This is a genomic window from Bradyrhizobium guangdongense (assembly GCF_004114975.1).
In the GTDB taxonomy this organism is placed as follows: domain Bacteria; phylum Pseudomonadota; class Alphaproteobacteria; order Rhizobiales; family Xanthobacteraceae; genus Bradyrhizobium; species Bradyrhizobium guangdongense.
On sequence record NZ_CP030051.1, the window covers coordinates 2,760,211 to 2,778,701 of the forward strand.

General features: G+C 58.6%; 11 protein-coding genes and 5 pseudogenes. 5 read left to right on the forward strand and 11 right to left on the reverse strand.

Going from position 1 to position 18,491, the window contains the following annotated elements:
* Window positions 1-14: 14 nt before the first annotated feature.
* From X265_RS13105 to X265_RS13120, 4 genes are read right to left on the reverse strand one after another with little or no spacing between them, the layout of a single operon-like run.
* Window positions 15-974, reverse strand: coding sequence for an alginate O-acetyltransferase AlgX-related protein (locus tag X265_RS13105; RefSeq protein ID WP_164938560.1), 960 nt, complete (start codon window positions 972-974; stop codon window positions 15-17).
* A 16-nt stretch (window positions 975-990) separates the two neighbouring features.
* Complete coding sequence (locus X265_RS13110) at window positions 991-2,043, reverse strand: alginate O-acetyltransferase AlgX-related protein (protein ID WP_128965187.1); 1,053 nt, start codon at window positions 2,041-2,043, stop codon at window positions 991-993.
* Window positions 2,044-2,053: 10 nt separating this feature from the next.
* Entirely contained in the window at window positions 2,054-3,433 is a 1,380-nt protein-coding gene (locus tag X265_RS13115; protein ID WP_128965188.1) for an MBOAT family O-acyltransferase, read from the reverse strand.
* Between the two features lie 11 nt (window positions 3,434-3,444).
* On the reverse strand, window positions 3,445-3,933 hold the full coding sequence (locus tag X265_RS13120; RefSeq protein WP_347339908.1) for a hypothetical protein: 489 nt from the start codon (window positions 3,931-3,933) through the stop codon (window positions 3,445-3,447).
* A 1,025-nt stretch (window positions 3,934-4,958) separates the two neighbouring features.
* Between X265_RS13120 and galE the strand changes: the two genes are divergently transcribed.
* On the forward strand, window positions 4,959-5,951 hold the full coding sequence (gene galE / locus X265_RS13125) for a UDP-glucose 4-epimerase GalE (protein WP_128965190.1): 993 nt from the start codon (window positions 4,959-4,961) through the stop codon (window positions 5,949-5,951).
* A gap of 1,771 nt (window positions 5,952-7,722) precedes the next feature.
* Here the strand turns inward: galE and X265_RS13135 are convergent.
* Both X265_RS13135 and X265_RS13140 read right to left on the reverse strand, forming a co-directional pair.
* On the reverse strand, window positions 7,723-8,838 hold the full coding sequence (locus X265_RS13135) for a DUF2336 domain-containing protein (RefSeq protein WP_164938562.1): 1,116 nt from the start codon (window positions 8,836-8,838) through the stop codon (window positions 7,723-7,725).
* A 401-nt stretch (window positions 8,839-9,239) separates the two neighbouring features.
* Window positions 9,240-10,274 carry an HD-GYP domain-containing protein gene (locus X265_RS13140; RefSeq protein WP_128965191.1) on the reverse strand — a complete coding sequence of 345 codons (1,035 nt, stop codon included), beginning with the start codon at window positions 10,272-10,274 and terminating at the stop codon, window positions 9,240-9,242.
* 113 nt (window positions 10,275-10,387) lie between these two features.
* Between X265_RS13140 and istA the strand changes: the two are divergent.
* Both istA and istB read left to right on the forward strand, forming a co-directional pair.
* A pseudogene (gene istA / locus X265_RS13145) lies at window positions 10,388-11,878 on the forward strand (IS21 family transposase); the annotation flags it as partial.
* Between the two features lie 8 nt (window positions 11,879-11,886).
* Window positions 11,887-12,750, forward strand: a complete 864-nt coding sequence (gene istB / locus X265_RS13150; protein WP_128963210.1) for an IS21-like element helper ATPase IstB — start codon at window positions 11,887-11,889, stop codon at window positions 12,748-12,750.
* Window positions 12,751-13,499: 749 nt separating this feature from the next.
* On the opposite strand, the pseudogene X265_RS42280 reads toward istB, so the two are convergent.
* Together X265_RS42280 and X265_RS13165 are read right to left on the reverse strand one after the other, a co-directional pair.
* Window positions 13,500-13,607: pseudogene (locus tag X265_RS42280) on the reverse strand (PEPxxWA-CTERM sorting domain-containing protein); the annotation flags it as partial.
* A gap of 673 nt (window positions 13,608-14,280) precedes the next feature.
* Complete coding sequence (locus X265_RS13165; RefSeq protein WP_128965192.1) at window positions 14,281-14,634, reverse strand: VanZ family protein; 354 nt, start codon at window positions 14,632-14,634, stop codon at window positions 14,281-14,283.
* 2,155 nt (window positions 14,635-16,789) lie between these two features.
* On the opposite strand from X265_RS13165, the pseudogene X265_RS42285 reads away from it, so the two are divergent.
* A pseudogene (locus tag X265_RS42285) lies at window positions 16,790-16,891 on the forward strand (PEPxxWA-CTERM sorting domain-containing protein); the annotation flags it as partial.
* 308 nt (window positions 16,892-17,199) lie between these two features.
* On the opposite strand, the pseudogene X265_RS42290 reads toward X265_RS42285, so the two are convergent.
* Window positions 17,200-17,354, reverse strand: a pseudogene (locus tag X265_RS42290) (transposase domain-containing protein); the annotation flags it as partial.
* 11 nt (window positions 17,355-17,365) lie between these two features.
* Window positions 17,366-17,554 carry a hypothetical protein gene (locus X265_RS13180; protein ID WP_128965194.1) on the reverse strand — a complete coding sequence of 63 codons (189 nt, stop codon included), beginning with the start codon at window positions 17,552-17,554 and terminating at the stop codon, window positions 17,366-17,368.
* A gap of 62 nt (window positions 17,555-17,616) precedes the next feature.
* On the opposite strand from X265_RS13180, the pseudogene X265_RS42295 reads away from it, so the two are divergent.
* Window positions 17,617-17,727, forward strand: a pseudogene (locus tag X265_RS42295) (transposase); the annotation flags it as partial.
* Between the two features lie 58 nt (window positions 17,728-17,785).
* Here X265_RS42295 and X265_RS41335 read toward each other — a convergent pair.
* Window positions 17,786-18,055 (reverse strand): hypothetical protein, encoded by a 270-nt coding sequence (locus tag X265_RS41335; RefSeq protein ID WP_244659497.1) that lies wholly within the window; start codon window positions 18,053-18,055, stop codon window positions 17,786-17,788.
* Between the last annotated feature and the right edge of the window lie 436 nt (window positions 18,056-18,491).

Consider the following 18,491-nt stretch of genomic DNA (forward strand, 5'->3'; position numbering starts at 1 on the left):
GAAAATTAAGCTTTTCATCGATTTTTCAAAGCTTCTCCGAGTTCGGCGAGCCATGCGGCCGGACTGGAAATACTAGGCGCAGCCCATTCGCCAACGGCGTCCGGCCCGTTCTGGATTTGCGCCTCGTTGAACTGCCAAACCAGATAGCTGACCGAAGCCGAGGTGAATTCGCTCGATTGGAGGTATTGCAACAGTGTGGCCCAAGGCCCGAGGTCGCCGGGATTCCATTTCAAGGCAACGGGCCGGTCGACCCTGTTGGACAGGCGCTGCGGAAAGCCGAAATAAGGCTGTACGAAGCTGTTGCCGACGAGGGCGACTGGAGAGGGGTCTGCGTCGAGGAGGCCGGCCGCTGGCTTGATCGCAGCCCGGATGACGTAAGTTTCCGGTCCGATGGCGCGCTTTCGCTCGGGAGGCAGGAAGTTGGCGGCAAGGTCACCGAGATGCCGATCACTCATCCATTCGCCGAGCTTTGCTCCGCTTCCGGTACGGCCAGGGAGTGGTCCTTGAGCGGTGATGACGTCCGCGATGAGATCGGCGGTCGCTTCAGCGGCGAATGTCGTCCAGTGAAAATCGGTGCGGTAAAAGACCTCCTTCTTGTCCGCCAAGACCGTCCTGAAGGCATCCCGAAGGTCTGGAGTGTTGACCCCGGCGGCGCGCAGCTCGATGAGTTCCCGATCATAGCGCCCCCGAACGACGTCGGACATTGCTGATCCGTCCGGAAGCAGGCTTTCATAGTATCGCGGTTTAAGAGGGATGATTGCCACGACCAGTTTGATATTCTTCTGGGCCAGCAGGCGTCCGGCATCCGAAATGAGTTTGATGGACGCTCGCTCGGCCTCAGGTTTCGCCGCCGTGAGGCTTTCCCAGCCGGCAAAGAGCCAGTTGGATTTTCCTTCGAGAACTGCATCGTGGGCCATGGCGGATGGCGCGAAAGCAAAAAGCGCGGCTGCAATTGCCACGATCAAACGGATCACGTTCGGCCTCATGGGATCACCTTGTTCGGCGCATGAAGTTTTTTTCGGCGTCGCTCGGCGGGAATACCAAGGATCGCATCGGCCACTCCCATATCACGGCCTTGACGTTCTCCAAGCTCCCCGCCCGCTTGTCGAGGGTCTCGAGGAGGGCGCCGGCGAAACCTCCGCCAGGCTGGCTGATCTGCGCCACCTCTCGAGAGAGCGAGGCTTGGAGGTATTCTACAAACCCAGAGTTCAGCGAGAAGGAAGATCCGGCCAGAATGATCTCCGGTTCCGGAGTGTCGTCGAGGAGCCCGCCCGATCGAGAGACCTCCAGCTTCACCTCCCGCTCCTGTTCGGGCGCCGGCGCGAGCGACCGGGGCGCCTCGGTCAGTCCTGCCAGTCGTGCGAGGTCGCCTGAGCGCTGTCGTATGGATCTATCGACCAGTCTGACCGCATCCTGTCCTGGGCCGAGCGTACGCGTGACCGCCTTTGCGATTTGTCTGGCAGCAAAATGCGCGCCGATCTGATCCCAATGAGTGTCGGTCTTCCAGTAGCCCGGCTTCGGCCAGTCGTTGCGAAGATCGACGACAAAGGCCCCTTCGAGATGGTCGAGTTCGTTCCAAAATTGATCTCTTAACCGCGATTGCACGGCTGTGACCCCACAGAGCTCGGCCTCGACTTGCTCAGCCTTGTCGGGCACGGGCACGATGACAAGACGTGAGCCAGCCAGCCTGATTGCTCGCGTCAACCGTCGGAGCAGTTCTGCACGCAGAGCCATGTTGTCGCGGTCATGGCGCTCAGCGCGAAGCTCTTCGATTGTATAGAGCCAGTCGCCACAACCGGCGCGGACTAGTGGCCCGGCGTCGCCGAGGACCCGGTACTCCAGCCCTGTCACGATGCCCTCCAATGCGGAGCTCCGTGGCACGGCGTTGAAGATCGCCTTGTCGACGTGCTTGGCAAACAGGCCATTCGTCAGATCGCTCACGGTTGTCGTTCTCAGCACATCCGCCAGTGAATCGCGACCTCTGGTCAGCACCGCCGCCAGACCCGAGAAGATCACCGCAAGGACGAGAAGAGCCCTGATCATGCTGAGCCTTCTAAAATTGGAAATACAGGAAGGGGATTACGGTGCGGCTTTGCATCGTCCACAACGCGCAAAGCCACAGCAGCAGAGCCAATTCGAACGGCGGACGTGCGATGTAGCCTTGCACGCGATAGCTTGCCAGTAACGGCGCGTAGACCACCAATAGTCCGATGCATAGCGTCAGGAGTTCAGTTGGCCTAACCGCCGCCCTCATCGGTGACGACAGGGACAGCCCATTAAATCCAAGCAGGCCAGACATCATCGTTTGTGCAACCTGCCAGTCCTGGGCGCGAAACAGCAGCCACCCGATCATGACGAACATCATCGTCAGGATATGCGAGATGGGCGCCGGGATTGCTGGCGCACCGGCTGCACTCCAGAGTCGCGCCGCAATTAACCCTAGCCCGTGCCAAAGGCCCCAGACGAGGAAAGTCCAGTTCGCGCCGTGCCAGAGGCCGCCGAGGGCCATCGTCACCAGCAAATTGAAATAGGAGCGAACCTTGCCGGCGCGGTTTCCGCCAAGGGGTATGTAGAGATAGTCACGAAGCCAACTCGACAGGCTGATATGCCAACGGCGCCAGAATTCGGTGATCGATTTGCTTAGATACGGATTGTCGAAGTTTTCCGGAAATTTCAGACCGACCATCAGGCCCAGACCAATGGCCATGCTGCTGTAGCCGGCGAAATCGAAATAGAGGTGCAGCGTGTAGGCCGCGACGGTCAGAGCGACATCGGCTGCGCCAGGATTCGGCAGCGCGTAGCCGGCGTCAACGAGTGGTGCCAGCGTATCGCCGAGCAGCACCTTCAGAGCAAAACCGAGCATGAAGCGGCGCCATCCCTCGGTGAACTCTGAGAGATTGAAGGAGCGCGACGTCAGCCGTTCCGCCACCGACTGGTAGCGCACGACGGGACCTGCGACGAGGTGGCCGAACATGGCCTGATAGGTGGCGTAATTCACGAGGTTCGGCTCTGCCGCGACGGTCTTTCGGAACACGTCCACCGAATAGGAGATTGCGCCGAACACGAAGAATGAGAGGCCAATGGGCAAAGGCACCGCCGTCCAAGATCCGATCGGTGCCCCGAGGGCCAACAGAGTTTCCGCGAGCAGGTTGGCGTATTTGAACCAGATTAGGCTTGCGAGAGGGGCACCGATGGCCGCGAGCAGGGCAATCCGACGCTCTCTTCCATCGCTTCGGACGATCCACAGACCCGTCGCCCAGGACCAGCAGGCGATGACGATGAGGAGGGGAAGAAAATCGAACCGCCACCAGCCATAGAAGATCAGGCTGAATACGAGGATCGTGGCATTCCGACAACGGGCGGGGACGATCGCATAGATCAGCAGAAAAAGAGGCAGGAAAAGAAAGACAAAGGAATCGCTGACGAACACCATCGGCGTGCAGCCTATCGCTCGCGATAGGGCTCGGTCTCATCCAATTGACCGGTCAGGCGAAGCCGCTCGGCCTCTTTGCGAAGGAATAGGCTGTAGTAGTCGCCGGCGTGCAATTGTGGAAGCGTTAAAGAGGCGCTGGCCTCCTCGCAGGACCCTTCCAGCTTTGCGGTGACAGGATTGATCGTCCGAGAGGACACGGAGGCGAACGGGGCCTGCTGAAAAATGGTCGGCCCCTCCGCGATCTTCAGGGTGGCCGTGCACCCGGGCGCGAGGTTGAAGAAGCGCAGCTTGGCTTTCAAGCCGTCGCTGGAGTTCTGGCCCTCATCGATGGATTGGACGGTCCACTCCGAACTCGGTTTGGCGATCACCAGTGTGAGATAGGCGGCGGCGCCGGGCACGACATCCTTCGAAATCGTTGACCCGTTGACTACAAGGCTCAGAGGCTGGTTTCCCGGAACAGCGCGGTAATAGCTTACCCCCGTCGCTTCATTGAGCTGCATGTTCTCCGAATTGACTTGAACCCGGGGCGGGGCTCCTTCGGATAGCGTGGCAATTCTGACGAAGGCATATCCAGGTGGCGGTCTTGTCGCATACAGGCGTCCGATCTCCTGTCCATGGCTTCGAGGCACCATGAGCATCGAGAGAGACGTCAAGACCGCGACAAGGCTCAACAGCCGTCGACACGAGCCGCCGCGCGAGGAGGAAGAAAGGGCCATGTTGGAATTGGGCATTGTTGAATCGCGCACAGACATAGCATTCAACCCGGTGAGCTGAAATCCGCCCCGGCATGGCCGCTCCTCGCATGGCAAACGGAATTGGTTAGCGCGCTCCTTTTGGACGGTGGTTCATTCGGGTCTGTGGGACAGCTAAGGCCAAGGCTTTCCGGCCGCTGGAGGCCGATGTGGCAGATTGATCGCAACACTGACTTGGCTAAGGTTCAGACGGCCGACGCCGGTCCTTATGGTCTTGTCCTGCCGATGAGACACCATTAAGACTGTTGATCAACCTGAATTGGACTGATCCGGGGGACGCGACAATGTTGAAACTGGCGGGAGCTTTCGCTGGTCTTTCTATGATCCTGGCAGGGGAGGCGTCGGCCGCGCCGCTTCTGGCTCAGACCACGGTCGCCCAGCCTGGCTTGCCGGTCGAGCAAGTCAAAGTCATCTGCAACGAGGCCGGACATTGCTACCGGCCCCCGGTCCGTAGACCCGTCGCGCGCTGGGTCTATGGAGACGGCAACTTCTACGGTCCGTATGATGGGCCCGGCTACTATGGGGATCCTCGGTTGAAGTACAGGGTCTTCCCTTACTTCTGGTGGTAATGTCTGGGCCCGTTGCCCGCATGATTGCCCGTGGACGGACCGGCCGCAGCTCATCCATGTCCAACGCTCGGTGGAGGGGCCCTGGCGCACCTGGCCCGGGCGGCTCCTTCTGTTCTGGGCTAATTTGACCATCAATCGCCGTCCCATCTATCTTCTCTTTAGCCGAAACCGCGCCCTCAACCGGTGAAAGAGCCGAAGAACGAGATGAGCGATCGACCGACAGTCCTGGTCACGGGAGGCGCGGGCTATATCGGCTCGCACGCCTGTCGCGCCCTGACGACTGCCGGTTATCGCCCCGTCGTTTACGACAATCTCTCGACAGGTCATCGCAGCTTCGTTGCCGGTGAGCTGATCACCGGCGATCTGCTCGACGGTGCGAGGCTGGCGCGCGCCTTCGCCGACCACAAGATCACGGCGGTGATGCATTTCGCCGCTGCGAGCCTCGTCGGTGAATCCATGACCGACCCGCAGAAATATTACGTCAACAATGTCCAGGGGACGTTGTCGCTGCTGAAGGCGATGCGCGACGCTGGCTGCCAACGCATCGTGTTCTCTTCGACAGGCGCCGTCTATGGCAACGCCGATTCCAGGAAATTGCCGGAAGATTTTCCCTGCGCGCCGATCAACCCCTACGGGGCTTCGAAGTGGATGATCGAGCGCATGCTCGCCGACTACCGCACCGCTTACGGCTTCGGCGCGTTCTGTCTGCGCTATTTCAATGCCAGCGGCGCCGATCCGGCCGGCGGCATCGGCGAATTGCGTGACAACGAGACCCATCTCATTCCGCGCGCCATGATGGCGTTGCAGGGCCACGCCGATTTCGCCGTGTTCGGCGACGATTACGATACCCCCGACGGCACCGCGATCCGCGATTACATCCACGTCACCGACCTCGCCGCTGCGCATGTCGCGGCGTTGAAGCTGCTCGAAACAGGACATGCCGGCGGCAGCTTCAATCTCGGAACCGGTTCGGGCTTCTCGGTGCGCGAGATTCTCGACGCCATCAGGCAGGAGACGGGGCGCGAGGTGCCGCACACCGTCAAGCCGCGCCGCGCCGGCGATCCCACCTATCTGGTCGCCGACGCCTCTGCCGCGCGAAAGGTCCTCAACTTCGCGCCGCGCCATTCCGACCTGCCGACCGTCATCCGGACCGCCTGGGCCTGGCACCAGAAGGCGCATCCGCTCAAGGTTCTCTAAGGGAGCGACGATGATCAGGCGGGATGGGAGCCGCTGTCTTTTGTGCGGCGTTGGTCGCAACAGGCCTGGTAGGCGGTCAGGAATGGATCCTCCGCTGTGGCATCGACGACAACACCCCGTGCGCCTCCCCTCAAATGATTTGCGCAGCCAGCTTGGCAGCGTCCGCCGCAGGCGCCTTGAGGGCGTTAAACGGAAGGATCGAGAGAAGGCGAAAACCATTTAATTCTTGTCCAAGCCGAAAGGCCGCCAAGCAGCAGGCTGACGAGATACACGCTCCGACCTGCCAGACTTTGGCTATGGTCCCGGGCAATGACGAGATCGCGAAGGCTGGCGCTCCTGCCTTTGGATACGCGACTACCCGACGTGCACATGCTGCGAGCGGCTCGCGCTAGAGAAGCGTTGGGACCAGAAACGTATGTAAAATGGTCGAGGCGCCGAACCAGTCGGCAAAGGCCAGCGAAGTTCTATAGATGGTGCAGACTACAGGCGCGATTGCGCGGCCGAGGCGCTGGAGCTCGCAAACGCGGACAAAGTGGCGAGGGTCGTGTGCAATATCGCTTGCAATGTGAGAGGCGCGTTCGGAGGGGTGAAGCTCTTCATCCATAACCTTACGCCTCCGCAGTCATGAGTCTTATCGGAGCCTCTAGCTTGGGGCCGGGCCGGGGGTGGGATTGGCCGGCTTATAAGGGGCCTCGTCGTCACCTCGCCTGCCGGCGAGACCTTCATCTTGACTACGGCAACAGTGGATTTCGGTACCCGAACCACTCTCTACTGGCGGCGCCGGTATTCTCGTCGACTGTCGCAGGTGAAAGCTTTGGAATTTGCGGTTCGCAAGAATTGTGACTCTTACGCGAACTTCTTAACTCAAGGCAGCGCTCGTGCCATGGAAGCGCTAAGAGGATGATCAGAACCGGGTTAAGCCCGGTGATCGTCTACTGATCGGATCAATGCGTTCCGCGCCCTGCCTAGCGGATCGTATGACCCTTCAAAAGTGAAGGCCTACACCTAGACCGCCTTTGCATTTTCTCACTTTTGACGCGCATTCGCGCGCTGATCGACAAGTTCCTGCGGTACGAATCACTAGCGGCGCGGCCCAACGTACCCGGAACGATCGGGCCCAAGGCTCGTTTTGGCCGAGTGCGCGAAGGAAATGCAAGATCGTGGATTGGTTACTGTTGCTCTCCTCTGTGCTGATTCTAGTTGTTGTGGCCGGGAGAGCTCACTCTCGCTATCTGGACGATCTCGAAGCCGATCCGGAACGTCAGCTGATGCTAGGCATAAGTTTTGAGCAGCCGGCTGCACCAACGCAGCATCGCGACAGCTCACGGCCTATATCGGATAAAACTGAGTTGCGCGACTGAGGCAGTCGGCTGCGATCCAGGCTCTTTTTCTCGGTTCGCTTGCCCGCTCTAGCAGGCTGTTGAAGAAGTAGCCAATCTTCGGGCGAGGAAGGGAATGTCGTTGCCCGCTTTCGAGGCATATCTCACCTTCAAGCGAGCCATCGGCGAGCTCTTCTGCTCAGCCGCGGCCTCTTGCGGGCTCCATCTCGTCGCCGCCGTCCCACGTGAACTCGACGGTATCGCCTTTGCAACGGCCATGTATTGTCCCCGTGAGGCAATCCATGGCGAACTCGCCGCCTTCAGCTGCGAACAGGATGTAAGAACGGGCCCCAGCCGTGTCGTGATCGGGCGTTTCCACGACCCGCCATTTGCCCCGCAAGCTCATGGCTGCACTACCAGCAGCTTGGCTCAGATTGTATGCAGGCGCGCGATTAAGCTTGGTTCGGGGACGCGTGAAAGGGTCGGCTGCCGCATTCCTGCTTCCGTGATCGATACAGAACGATGACACCCCGGCATGCCGCCACATCGAGCCGATTAAAATGCAGCTTCAACCGGTCGAGCTCGCCGGCCGTAATCCGGTAATTGGGCGCACCGAGGAACAGAAGCGCCATCGTGGTCGGCCAGCAAAAGTCGAGCGATTTAGAGAGGATCAACACCGGCTCGCGATCCTTCTCAATCAATGCCCGCTCGACGATGTCGACCGGCAGCGGGCATAGCAGCGAGAGCGCAACGGCCGTTTCATTGAACTTTAGAGAGTGGGCGAACTCAAAGACCTTGTCTTCGGTCAACTCGCCGCGCTCGTGCAGCTTTGCGACGGCTCGCTTAGCAGTGAAATAATCTCTGGAAGCCGGACCAAACCTGGCGTGGACGGTGCCGGTGACGTCGACGACCATCCGGTGGATCTGAGGCCCGATGTCGGGGCGCTCCCGCTCGAGCTTTTGGCGCACTTCTTCGGAGGCTTTGGCGATCAACTGATGGAACAGGTGCCGGGGAATATCCCTTCGAAGTCCCAGGGATTCAGCGAGGATCGAGTCTCCTTCCGAACGCCGCACCAAATGCAGAAACCCGGATTTCGAAAAGCTTGCACCGCCATTTGCGGCGACCGAAGCGACAACCTCCTTGGCGCCACGGATCACGAGAACGTCAGTTACCGCCTCCGGAACGCTCCGCCGCTTAGAGATCGCGAGCAAATGCTCCTGACTCTTGGTCTTGGCGCAAGCAATCAACGTCTCTGCATTGAGGCGCTCCGAATCCTTGAGGATTGGCCCGGCTACATCAATGCAGTCGTCGGAAGCCAATTGGCTTGTCAGGTTATACGGCGCCTTACTGCTCGCAGCGAGCTTTGTTGCCAATTGCGCACGCGCCGTTGTTTCGATCTCCTGGGCGAGCCGGCCAATGATCTCGCCAAACGTCCAGATTTGGTCCTCGGAGTAGGATCCTGCGATCAAGAGATCGGTGGCGTGCCAAATCGCCCGCACGCAGCTCTCGGGATTTCCTCTTGCAACAGCCTCATCCAAATCATGCAAGAGTGACGCGGCTTCGGCCATGGGCGCGCTCTTAACTTGAAAGCATCCAAAGTAATAAATGTAAGAAATGAGGCCACTTCACCGTCCCAGCCTTGAACAAGCGGTAAAGCGCCGGCGCACGCCTCGCACCAGACTTAACTGGCCCTTAACAGTCACGCTGAAATGTAAGCTCGTACTCCGGCGCGAGCGCAGGCACGCAGCAGTACTCGCATCTATGGGACGACTTAAGGAAGAACTCGGCCATCAGCCCTGGTGCTATTCTGCAAGCACCAGTATTCGCGCAATTTCCGCGCTGGACGCAAGGACGGACGCCCAAGGTGTCGCGCCATGGAAAACTGGCCCGCATTGGTCTTAGTCAGTCCCGGGTCGCGCAAAGCATCGCGGCACAGTCCATCGGTGGGTTCAAGACCCCCGGTGCGCGCTTACCTGATGAGGGCCACCTCCTTGAAAGAGGAGACCAAGGCCCGTTCGAGCTTTCCGTTCATTCCACAAAGAACAGTGTAGGCGTCCTCGCGAGACATGGTGGGCCTGTACGCGCGGTGCTCGATTAGCGCAGCGAAGATGTCGGAAATGGTCAGGATTCGGACAATATCAGAAATGCTTTCTGCGCAGAGAGCATCAGGATATCCGCTACCGTCGAGGTATTCGTGATGATGCCGGACAGCATCGAGGATCTCGGCAGAAATCCCAGGCTGTCCCTTGAGCACGTTGTATCCCGTGATCGGGTGGGTCTCGATTAGCGAGCGCTCCCTGACATCGAGCTTTGCCGGCTTGTCCAGGACCTCGAGCGGGATGCTCGCCTTGCCGATGTCGTGGAACAAGGCGGCGGAATAGAGCCGCTCGAGATCCGCCTTGCTTACCCCGAGGCTCAGGCCGAAATCGATGGCGAGTCCTGTCACAAGCAGGCAGTGTTGGTATGTACCTTCGTGATGCCGTCTAACGGTCGTCAGCCATTCGGTGAGACCGTGCTCGAAAATGCAATCGGCGATCCTGCGGCCGGTCTCCTTCGCGCTGCCGACGTCGATTAGCTCGCCGAGCCTGGCCGCAGTGAACATTGAGGCAATCGCCCTTGCCCCGGCTCCAGCGGCTTCGACCGAGTGCGGCCCACTCGTGGAGGAACTTTCTGGCTCGGTTGGGTCAATCAGCGCGGCCAGTAGACGGTTTCGGTTGATGGCTCCAGGCAGGACGAGCGTGGCTCCGAGCGCATAGGCCTGCGAAATGCAGATGTGAGTTGGCTGCTCGACGAGAAAAATACGCTTGGCTGCCCTGTTGATCCGCGCTGCTCGGGTTTTCAGCGCGGAAATATTCCCAACCGAGCGGAGGTCGGCGCGAACGACGACGGCATGAGGTGTCTGCGATAGCTTTGCATCGGCGTCGAGCCGCTCGGCGGCAACCGCAAATTTGCCTTCAACGATTGTGCAAACACCCGCCAGCTTGTCCGACGCATCAGCCAAGATGTCGTTCGGCCTGCAATATTGACCCCCTAAGCCGGGGGATCGGCGTCCAAAATTGACCCCCTACAGATTGGTCTGTTGCGTTGCCTGCTTTGGAACGAAGCAGGTGGTGGGGGATGCTGATCGTGGAGACGATTGCCCGGATCCGGCGCGAGCACTTCATCAAGGGCAAGACGATCAAGGAGATCGCCCGTGACCTGAAGGTATCGCGGAACACGGTTCGGAAGGTGCTGAGGTCGGGAGAGACCTCCTTCGAGTACGAGCGGCAGGTGCAGCCGCGGCCAAAGCTGGGACGATGGGCAGCAGAGCTTGATGGATTGCTGGCGGCGAACGCGGCTAAATCGGCTCGCGAACAGCTGACGTTGATCCGGATCTTCGAAGAGCTGCGCGGCCGCGGCTATGACGGCGGTTACGATGCGGTGCGGCGTTACGCCAGGCGGTGGAGCAAAGAACGCGGGCAATCGACCGCGGCCGCTTATGTCCCGCTGAGCTTTGCCCCAGGCGAAGCCTACCAGTTCGACTGGAGCCACGAGGTGGTCTTGCTGAGCGGCACCACGGTGATGGTGAAGGCCGCCCATGTCCGGCTCTGTCACAGCCGCATGCTGTTCGTGCGGGCCTATCCGCGGGAGACGCAGGAGATGGTGTTCGACGCCCACGACCGGGCGTTCGCCCTGTTCAAAGGCACCTGCACCCGCGGCATCTATGACAACATGAAGACCGCCGTGGAGACGATCTTCGTCGGTAAAGGGCGTCTCTACAATCGCCGCTTCCTGCAGATGTGCAGTCACTATCTGGTCGATCCGGTCGCCTGCACGCCAGCGTCGGGCTGGGAGAAGGGGCAGGTCGAGAACCAGGTCGGGCTGGTGCGAGAACGCTTCTTCACGCCGCGGCTGCGGTTCAAAAACCTCGACGAGTTAAACGCCTGGCTGCTCGACAAATGCATCGCCTACGCCAAGGCTCATCGCCATCCGGAGCTGGTCGATCAGACGATCTGGGACGTGTTCGAAGCCGAACGCCCCAATCTCGTTCCCTATGCCGGCCGCTTCGACGGCTTCCATGCGGTGACGGCATCGGTCTCGAAGACCTGCCTGGTGCGCTTCGACAACAACAAGTACTCGGTCGCAGCCAGCGCAGTCGGACGCCCCGTCGAGGTTCAAGCCTATGCCGATCGCATCGTGATCCGTCAGGATGGACGCATCGTTGCCGAGCACCCGCGATCCTTTGGCCGCGGCGATACCGTCTACGACCCCTGGCATTATGTGCCGGTGCTCGCCCGCAAACCCGGCGCCTTGCGTAATGGTGCTCCCTTCAAAGACTGGGTGCTGCCGGCCGCGATCGAGCGGATCCGGCGCAAGCTTGCCAGCACCGACGATGGCAATCGGCAGATGGTCGACATCCTCAACGCGGTGCTGACTGACGGTCTGCCCGCGGTGGAAGCGGCCTGTGCCGAAGCGCTCAGTCACAGCGTCCATTCCGCCGATGTCGTGCTCAATATCCTGGCCCGTCAACGCGAACCCGCCCCACCGGCCAACATCATGACGCCGGCCGCACTGACGCTCCGTCATGCACCGATCGCCGATTGTGCTCGCTACGACAACCTCCGGAGGACCATCTGATGGAACGAACCCAAATCTTCGACCTCATGGGCGAACTCAAGCTCTACGGCATGAAGGCTGCCTTCGACGAGATCATGGCGACTGCCGTCAAGCGCCAGCACGAACCTCAGCGCATTGTCGGCGACCTGCTCAACGCCGAGATCAACGAGAAGCAAGCCAGGTCGATCAAATACCAGCTCACCATTGCCAAGCTGCCGCTCGCCAAGGACATCGCCGACTTCCAGTTCGACGGCACGCCGATCAATCAGACTCTCGTCAATGATGTCGCTGGCGGCGGCTTCATCGCCCAACAACGCAACGTCGTGCTGGTTGGCGGCACTGGCACAGGCAAAACCCACCTGGCCATCGCCATCGCCAGAAGCTGCATCCGATCCGGTGCCCGCGGCCGCTTCTTCAACGTAGTCGACCTCGTCAATCGCCTCGAGACCGAGACCCGCAACGGACGGCAAGGACGGCTCGCCGAGCATCTGACCCGGATGGACTTCATCGTGCTGGATGAACTCGGCTATTTGCCCTTCGCGCAGTCCGGTGGCCAGCTTCTCTTCCACCTCGTCAGCCGGCTCTATGAGCGCGCCTCCGTCATCGTGACCACCAATCTCGCCTTCGGCGAATGGCCGAGCGTGTTCGGCGACGCCAAAATGACCACCGCGCTGCTCGACCGATTGACCCATCACTGCGACATCGTCGAGACCGGCAACGATAGCTGGCGGTTCAAGAGTCGAGACGACGATCACGCCACCCGCGCTCGTCTCGCCTCCGCTATCCCGGCCAGCTCCGACGAGACGAGCGCTACCAGCAAAACCCGCCGCACGAAGGGGTCAAAATTGGACGCCGATGAGGGGTCAAATTTGCAGGCCGATTGACAATCAAGAGTCCGCCGGTCTAGCCCCCTTTACGGAATAATCTTGAGTTTCTCATCAGAGCTCCAGCGACGGCGACGGCCGGTCTCGAAAACCTCGAACCGTTCAATCTGAGCACTGAACTTATTGCTGTCCATAAGGGCTGTTACACAGCACTCCTCTTAACCCGGCAAGACGGCCCTCACCGGAGGGAGACCCTTTACGTTGGCGCTCGCGGCTTACAATCTGATCCGTCTGCCCAAGCTGCTGGCGGTGCAGCCATGAGCTTGCGGGGCAAATGGCGGGTCTGGAAACGCGCGATCACCGACATGGCTGGGGCGGGTTCTTACATCCTGTTCGCAGCTCTGAAGGCGGCGAGTTCGCCCCGGATTGCCTCACGCGGCAATACATGGCCGTTGCAAAGGCGATACCGTCGAGTTCACGAGGGACGGCAGCGACGAGATAGAGCCGGCAACAGGCCGCCGCTGGGCAGAAAAGCTCGCCGATGGCTCCAGTGAAGGTGAGATATGCCTGAAGGCGCCGACGACATTCCCTTCATCACCTGCCGATTCGCTACTTCTTCAACCGCGTGCTAGATCCAGGTCTGCAGCTCGCGATGCTCGACCTGTGAAACTCGGAATAGATAACTATTTTTTCGGCGCTCTAGCTTTGAGAAGCCCAAGGCGACGAGCATTCCCGCGAAATATCCAGCCATCATACGTCCTCCTCTTCAGCGAAGTGCAGCCTGTTTATAAAACATCGTGGAACATAAATCAGGCGATCGCATCGCCCGAATTGCGGCGCCGATACGTGAAGAAGCTGATGCCGGCGAAGCCGAGAATCATCATTGCCCACGTAGATGGCTCAGGTACGGCCGTAATCGTGAAGACAAATTGTTCATCGGTGTAATTGTTGTCAGTCCAACCCGTCTGATGCAGGCTGAGATCTTCAAAGCCGACATAGGTGCCTTTGGGGATCGTCCCATCACCGTTGAAAGCAGTCGAATACACGTGGTTCACGCCATCAGAGTTCATCTTGATGTCGGAGTAGTAGGTGTAGCCGGTCGTCTTGACGTCGATGTAGAAGACGAGTGTGTCACCGATGGTGACCTTGCCGAAATCATACGACTGTCCGTACGCACTGCTTTGATTTTCTAGAGCAGTGCCTCGGTCCTGCCCGTTGACCAGCAACCCCAGGCTCTCGGTAAAGGAGGCGCCTGAACCATAAAAATATGCGCTCAGCACGCCGTTCGAGGTTGAAGTGAAGGTGTATGTCGTCGGGTTTTCCGTGCCCGGGTTCGGGTAGATGACGTCAGCTTCTGCAGGTGTAGCTAGAGCGAGTATCAGCCCGGCTGTGGCAACGTACATTTTGATCATCGTTGACCTCACACATTAACTTTTAAATACGGATATTTAATAACATATTTAATTAAAGTCAATTCGGCGTATGCGCATGAGCATGAGTTTGCCGTCTCGTGAGTGGGAGATGGCAGGACGGCGCGGGCAAGCCAGCAGGGTGGTGGGAATTCGCCCCTGACCAGAACCAAAAGAGGAATTAGGTCGAGCGGCGTTCGATAAGAACCTGGATAACTCTTGCGGCGCCGCAGCCGCTCACCGCTCCTACAACTTTCTCCATAGCGTCGATCAATCGGCCATGTCGGTCGGGCGTTAATCCCTGCATAGCCTCAAGTGCTAGGGCTACAACAATCACGAACATTAACGATCGGATCAATCGGGCTGGATAAGCAGCCCCGAACAGAAACGCCAAGAAGAAATAGGCGATAATTCGCTGCATCTCTGCCGAGCTTTCCACCGCGGCCTCTGGACGGAAGCGCATAGGCGACAGCGAGACAAAGCAGACGAAGGCAAGAGTGCCCCAAGCCGCTAGCGCCAAGAATTTTTTGAACATCCCGTGCGCATAGCGCGATTGGTGGGTCGTGCCAATGGGATGCTCGCATGACGACGGCGAGGTTGATGCGACCAAATTGGCTCCTTCTGAGCGGCCGTACTGACCCACCAGAACGCCTCGCGGTTCGCGCGCCTCGGGCGATCGCCGCCAACGAAACGCCTTCTAGGCTGCGCTAGGCAGATGCAGTCCTTCCATTTAATGGGCTATCGCCACCCTCGACGCGACTTAGTTAATCGTGTGCCCAGTCTATATAACTGGCTGCGGCATTTATTCCGCCATTGACTACTCTAAAGAAATCGAGAAAAATGGTTCTCATTTAAACTATGCTTGATTTTGTTCGGCGAGGAGATCGGGGGAGCCGGTGACTTGAGCAGACGTTCTGCATTGCGGTCCTGCCAAATGTCTCTTTAGACCACCGAGACTCTCTTCCTCGCCGAAACTGGTAGAGGGCCAGCCTATGGACCGGGCAGAACGTCAGCTTTCCGATCTGCGGCGTCTTCAGCAAGCGCTAGAAAATATTGCGTCCGAACTCGACGAGATCGAAGGACGCTCCCATGCGCGTCTTCGGTACTTGGCAAGCACTCTCTATGAAAGCCCGGTCCGGAGCCTCGAAGCCTGTATGTCCAACTTCGAGATCGCGGTCCGGGGCCGCCTGGCGAATTAGGGCGTGTTCTCCTAAAAGCGTTATGTCGGGTTTGGGGTTCAAGCAGAAATCTTCTGCTCAGCCCGACTCTGAGGGGACCTTCAACTGTTCTCATTCCGCGCTGGTCGCCGTTCGTTCGCTCAGTGGCCTACCTTGACAAGATGTCGCACTTTATTAACTATTCAGCTTAAAAGAACTGCAAATTGCAAAAACTAAAGTCGCTCGGTTTTTTTGGTGTACGGGCGTTTCTTCGATTTATTTCTGCAATTATTCATGGAGGGGGCAATGACTGGACGCTATTTGGCTAAACCATGCGCTGCTTTGCTGGTGCTCGCGAGCACACTGAGTCAAGCCTCGGCTTCTTCGATTACTATCAGTGACCCCTTCATTCAATGGTTCAATGTGGGCCCGAACAATTTGGGCTTCTCTAGCGGCGAGATCATTCGGTACGGGGCGGATAGTGTCGTACCCAACGGCGTATCGGGTGGCACGACGGGCGTGGCTACTACTATTAATGCAGCTACCGGCCAAACCATAACGCGAATTCTGACCGGCCAAACCAGTCCGGGCACTCCAAATTTTTTCCAAGGCAATCTAGCAATCTGCACGACATCGTGCGGCTCGCTTGCAAATAACAATCCGGCCAACCTGACTAATCCGTGGACGCTGACTTTCAACAATCCAAATACCTCGCCTACGTCAGCGCACACGACGGTTTCTCTAGCTGGACAAGGTGAGATCCCATTCGTTCAAAGCGTCACGCTTTCGGGTACCGGTCAGACTCCAACATTCAGTTGGGCACCTCCGCCTGGTACCACCGTCGAAGGTTATCGGATTAATATTTATCAGAACAACTTGATAACTTTTTCGAACGGCCACGTTGTCAACAACGGATTGGTTGTCAGCACAAATCTAAGCCCCAGCATAACTTCTTATTCGGTTACTCCGTCGGATTTTACAATTCCTGGAACGTCACTGCAGTCCAATACGCAATATACGATCGAGATCAACGCCCTGCAGACGCGAAACGGATCATCGACAAACCTGCTCAACGGCAACGTTCAGGCGCTCTCGCGCGTCTATTCCAATTTTCAGATCCTACCAAACGGCACGCCGCCGGTGAATCTTCCCACCACTACCGTCTCGAATGGGCAGATCACCTACGGCTTCAACCTTACAGTCGCTCCGGGCGTGACGTACAATATCGATCCCGCAAGCGCGATTGGCTATATATTTAGAACGGGTCTTGGCGATCCCAATTTTGCCAGTGTGACTTTGCCGACGGGAAACTCCGGTCTTTACGAGTTACTGCTGTGGAACGGTACGTCGTGGGCGTTTGATGCGAATCTTGCGGGAGGTCAGCTGTTCAATTTTGGTGGCACCGGGGTCAGTGAATTCGAAGTGCTCGGTATCAATCCTGGTCTAGATCCCAACAATCCCGTGGCCTTTATCACTGCACTTACGTTCGAGGGGGCGGGTAATTTCACGGGTACGATGACGCCGGTCACGGCTGCAGTTCCCGAGCCTTCGACTTGGGCCATGATGATCCTCGGCTTCTGCGGTGTCGGCTTTATGGCATATCGCCGTCGCAACATCGCCGGCATCGTGAACTGATGCCGACTGCGAACTACAGAAAGCCCGCGACGCGTCGTCTTCTGTATTGCGCCACACTGACCGTGAATGTTGCCTTGTGGTCCAACTTGGACCTCAAGCAATGTCGGTTTCTGCGCCGCTGCTGGGGAGGGGACATTCCGGACTTATGAGTACACGCGCTAGACCAAGGCGCTCCTCGCTCTCCCCGCGAGAGCTTTAAGGCCTCGTTCGGGCAGTCAGGCTGGCTGAAGTTGAGAAGCCCCGAGAACGGTTCGCTTGCGCAGCGTCTGCGCACAAGTCGATCGTTCGTAAGCGTCGTTCTCAGATTCTCAGGCCACCGCTTTAAGTTCGTGACGGCCATAGACCCACGGAAGCAGTTCATCGATGTTGCTGTTTGGATGGCCGTTGACGATCCTGTGAGGGCATCGGTCAGATAGGCAAGCGGATCGACGCCATTCAGCTTACAGGTTTGTATCCGTTCGGCGTGCCGCCGCGTCACCTTCTGAGCAGTTCGGGGTGTTCTTTGTAGAACTTGATGAGCTCGATCAGGTTCTCGATGCCGAAGTCGGTGAACGCCTGGACGCCATCTTCTCCGATGTCATAGACCCAGATGGGTATCGCTCCGGCGGAGACCGCCTTGCGCGGTTTGGTGGAGGATGCAGGCATAGGCATATGACTGACCATATGCCTATGCGAAGGTTTCCCGACTTGAAGTCGTCTCGACGGGCGCTCGACGCCGTTGGACATTGGAAGAAAAGCAGCGGATCGTCACCGAGAGCTATGGCGGGCCAGGTCTGGTGTCGGTGACGGCACGACGTAACGGGCTGTCGATAAGCCAATTGTTCACGTGGCGCCGCTCGGCGCGGGAAGGCAAGTTGAGCGGGGATGCCGCGCCGGTGCTTGTTCCGGTTGAGATCACGCCTGCGGCGGCTCCGAGCTCGAGTGGCGCGCGACAACCGTGTCTTCACCGCCTGCGCAAGGTGCGGGGCCGGCATTGTCGAGGTCGAGCTTGGCGGCGGGTGTCGCGTGCGCGTTGATCGGGACGTGGACACGGAGGCGCTGCAGCGGGTTCTTGAGCTTCTGAGACGGTGATGATTCCGATCCGAGCGGCGTCAGGTTCCGCCGACGACCAGCTCCGGTGAAGACCTCAAGCCGCCGCACCGGCTCCGAGATAGCAGTATGCACTCTTTCCATTCTAAGCCTAACGATCGAAACCGAACCGCAGACTCGCAGATCACCTCGTCATCCGGTAGGTGGCCGCTGAACAGCGCTTACGCTCGCTCCGAAGATCCGAAAAAGTCAGATCGCTTTTTGATGGCAATTGGCGAACGGCGCAGCTTTTGATAAGCCAGTTCTTTGTCGGACCGGACAAAGGCAGCTGCGTGCCAACGATAAGATGAAGCGATCTAGCTCAGACTGGCATACTGTGTCAGTTTTTGAAGCGCATCCTCGGATAGCATTGTCATAGAACGCTCGTAATTGACGGTTCTTCACGCGTTCGCCTTAAAGCTGAGCATCTATGGAATAGCGCGAGCAACTTCAAAGTGGAACGTGATTAGAGTGCGGGGACCGGCACGTTGCGTGTCTTTGGTGTGACAAATTGCTCCGGATTGCAAACATA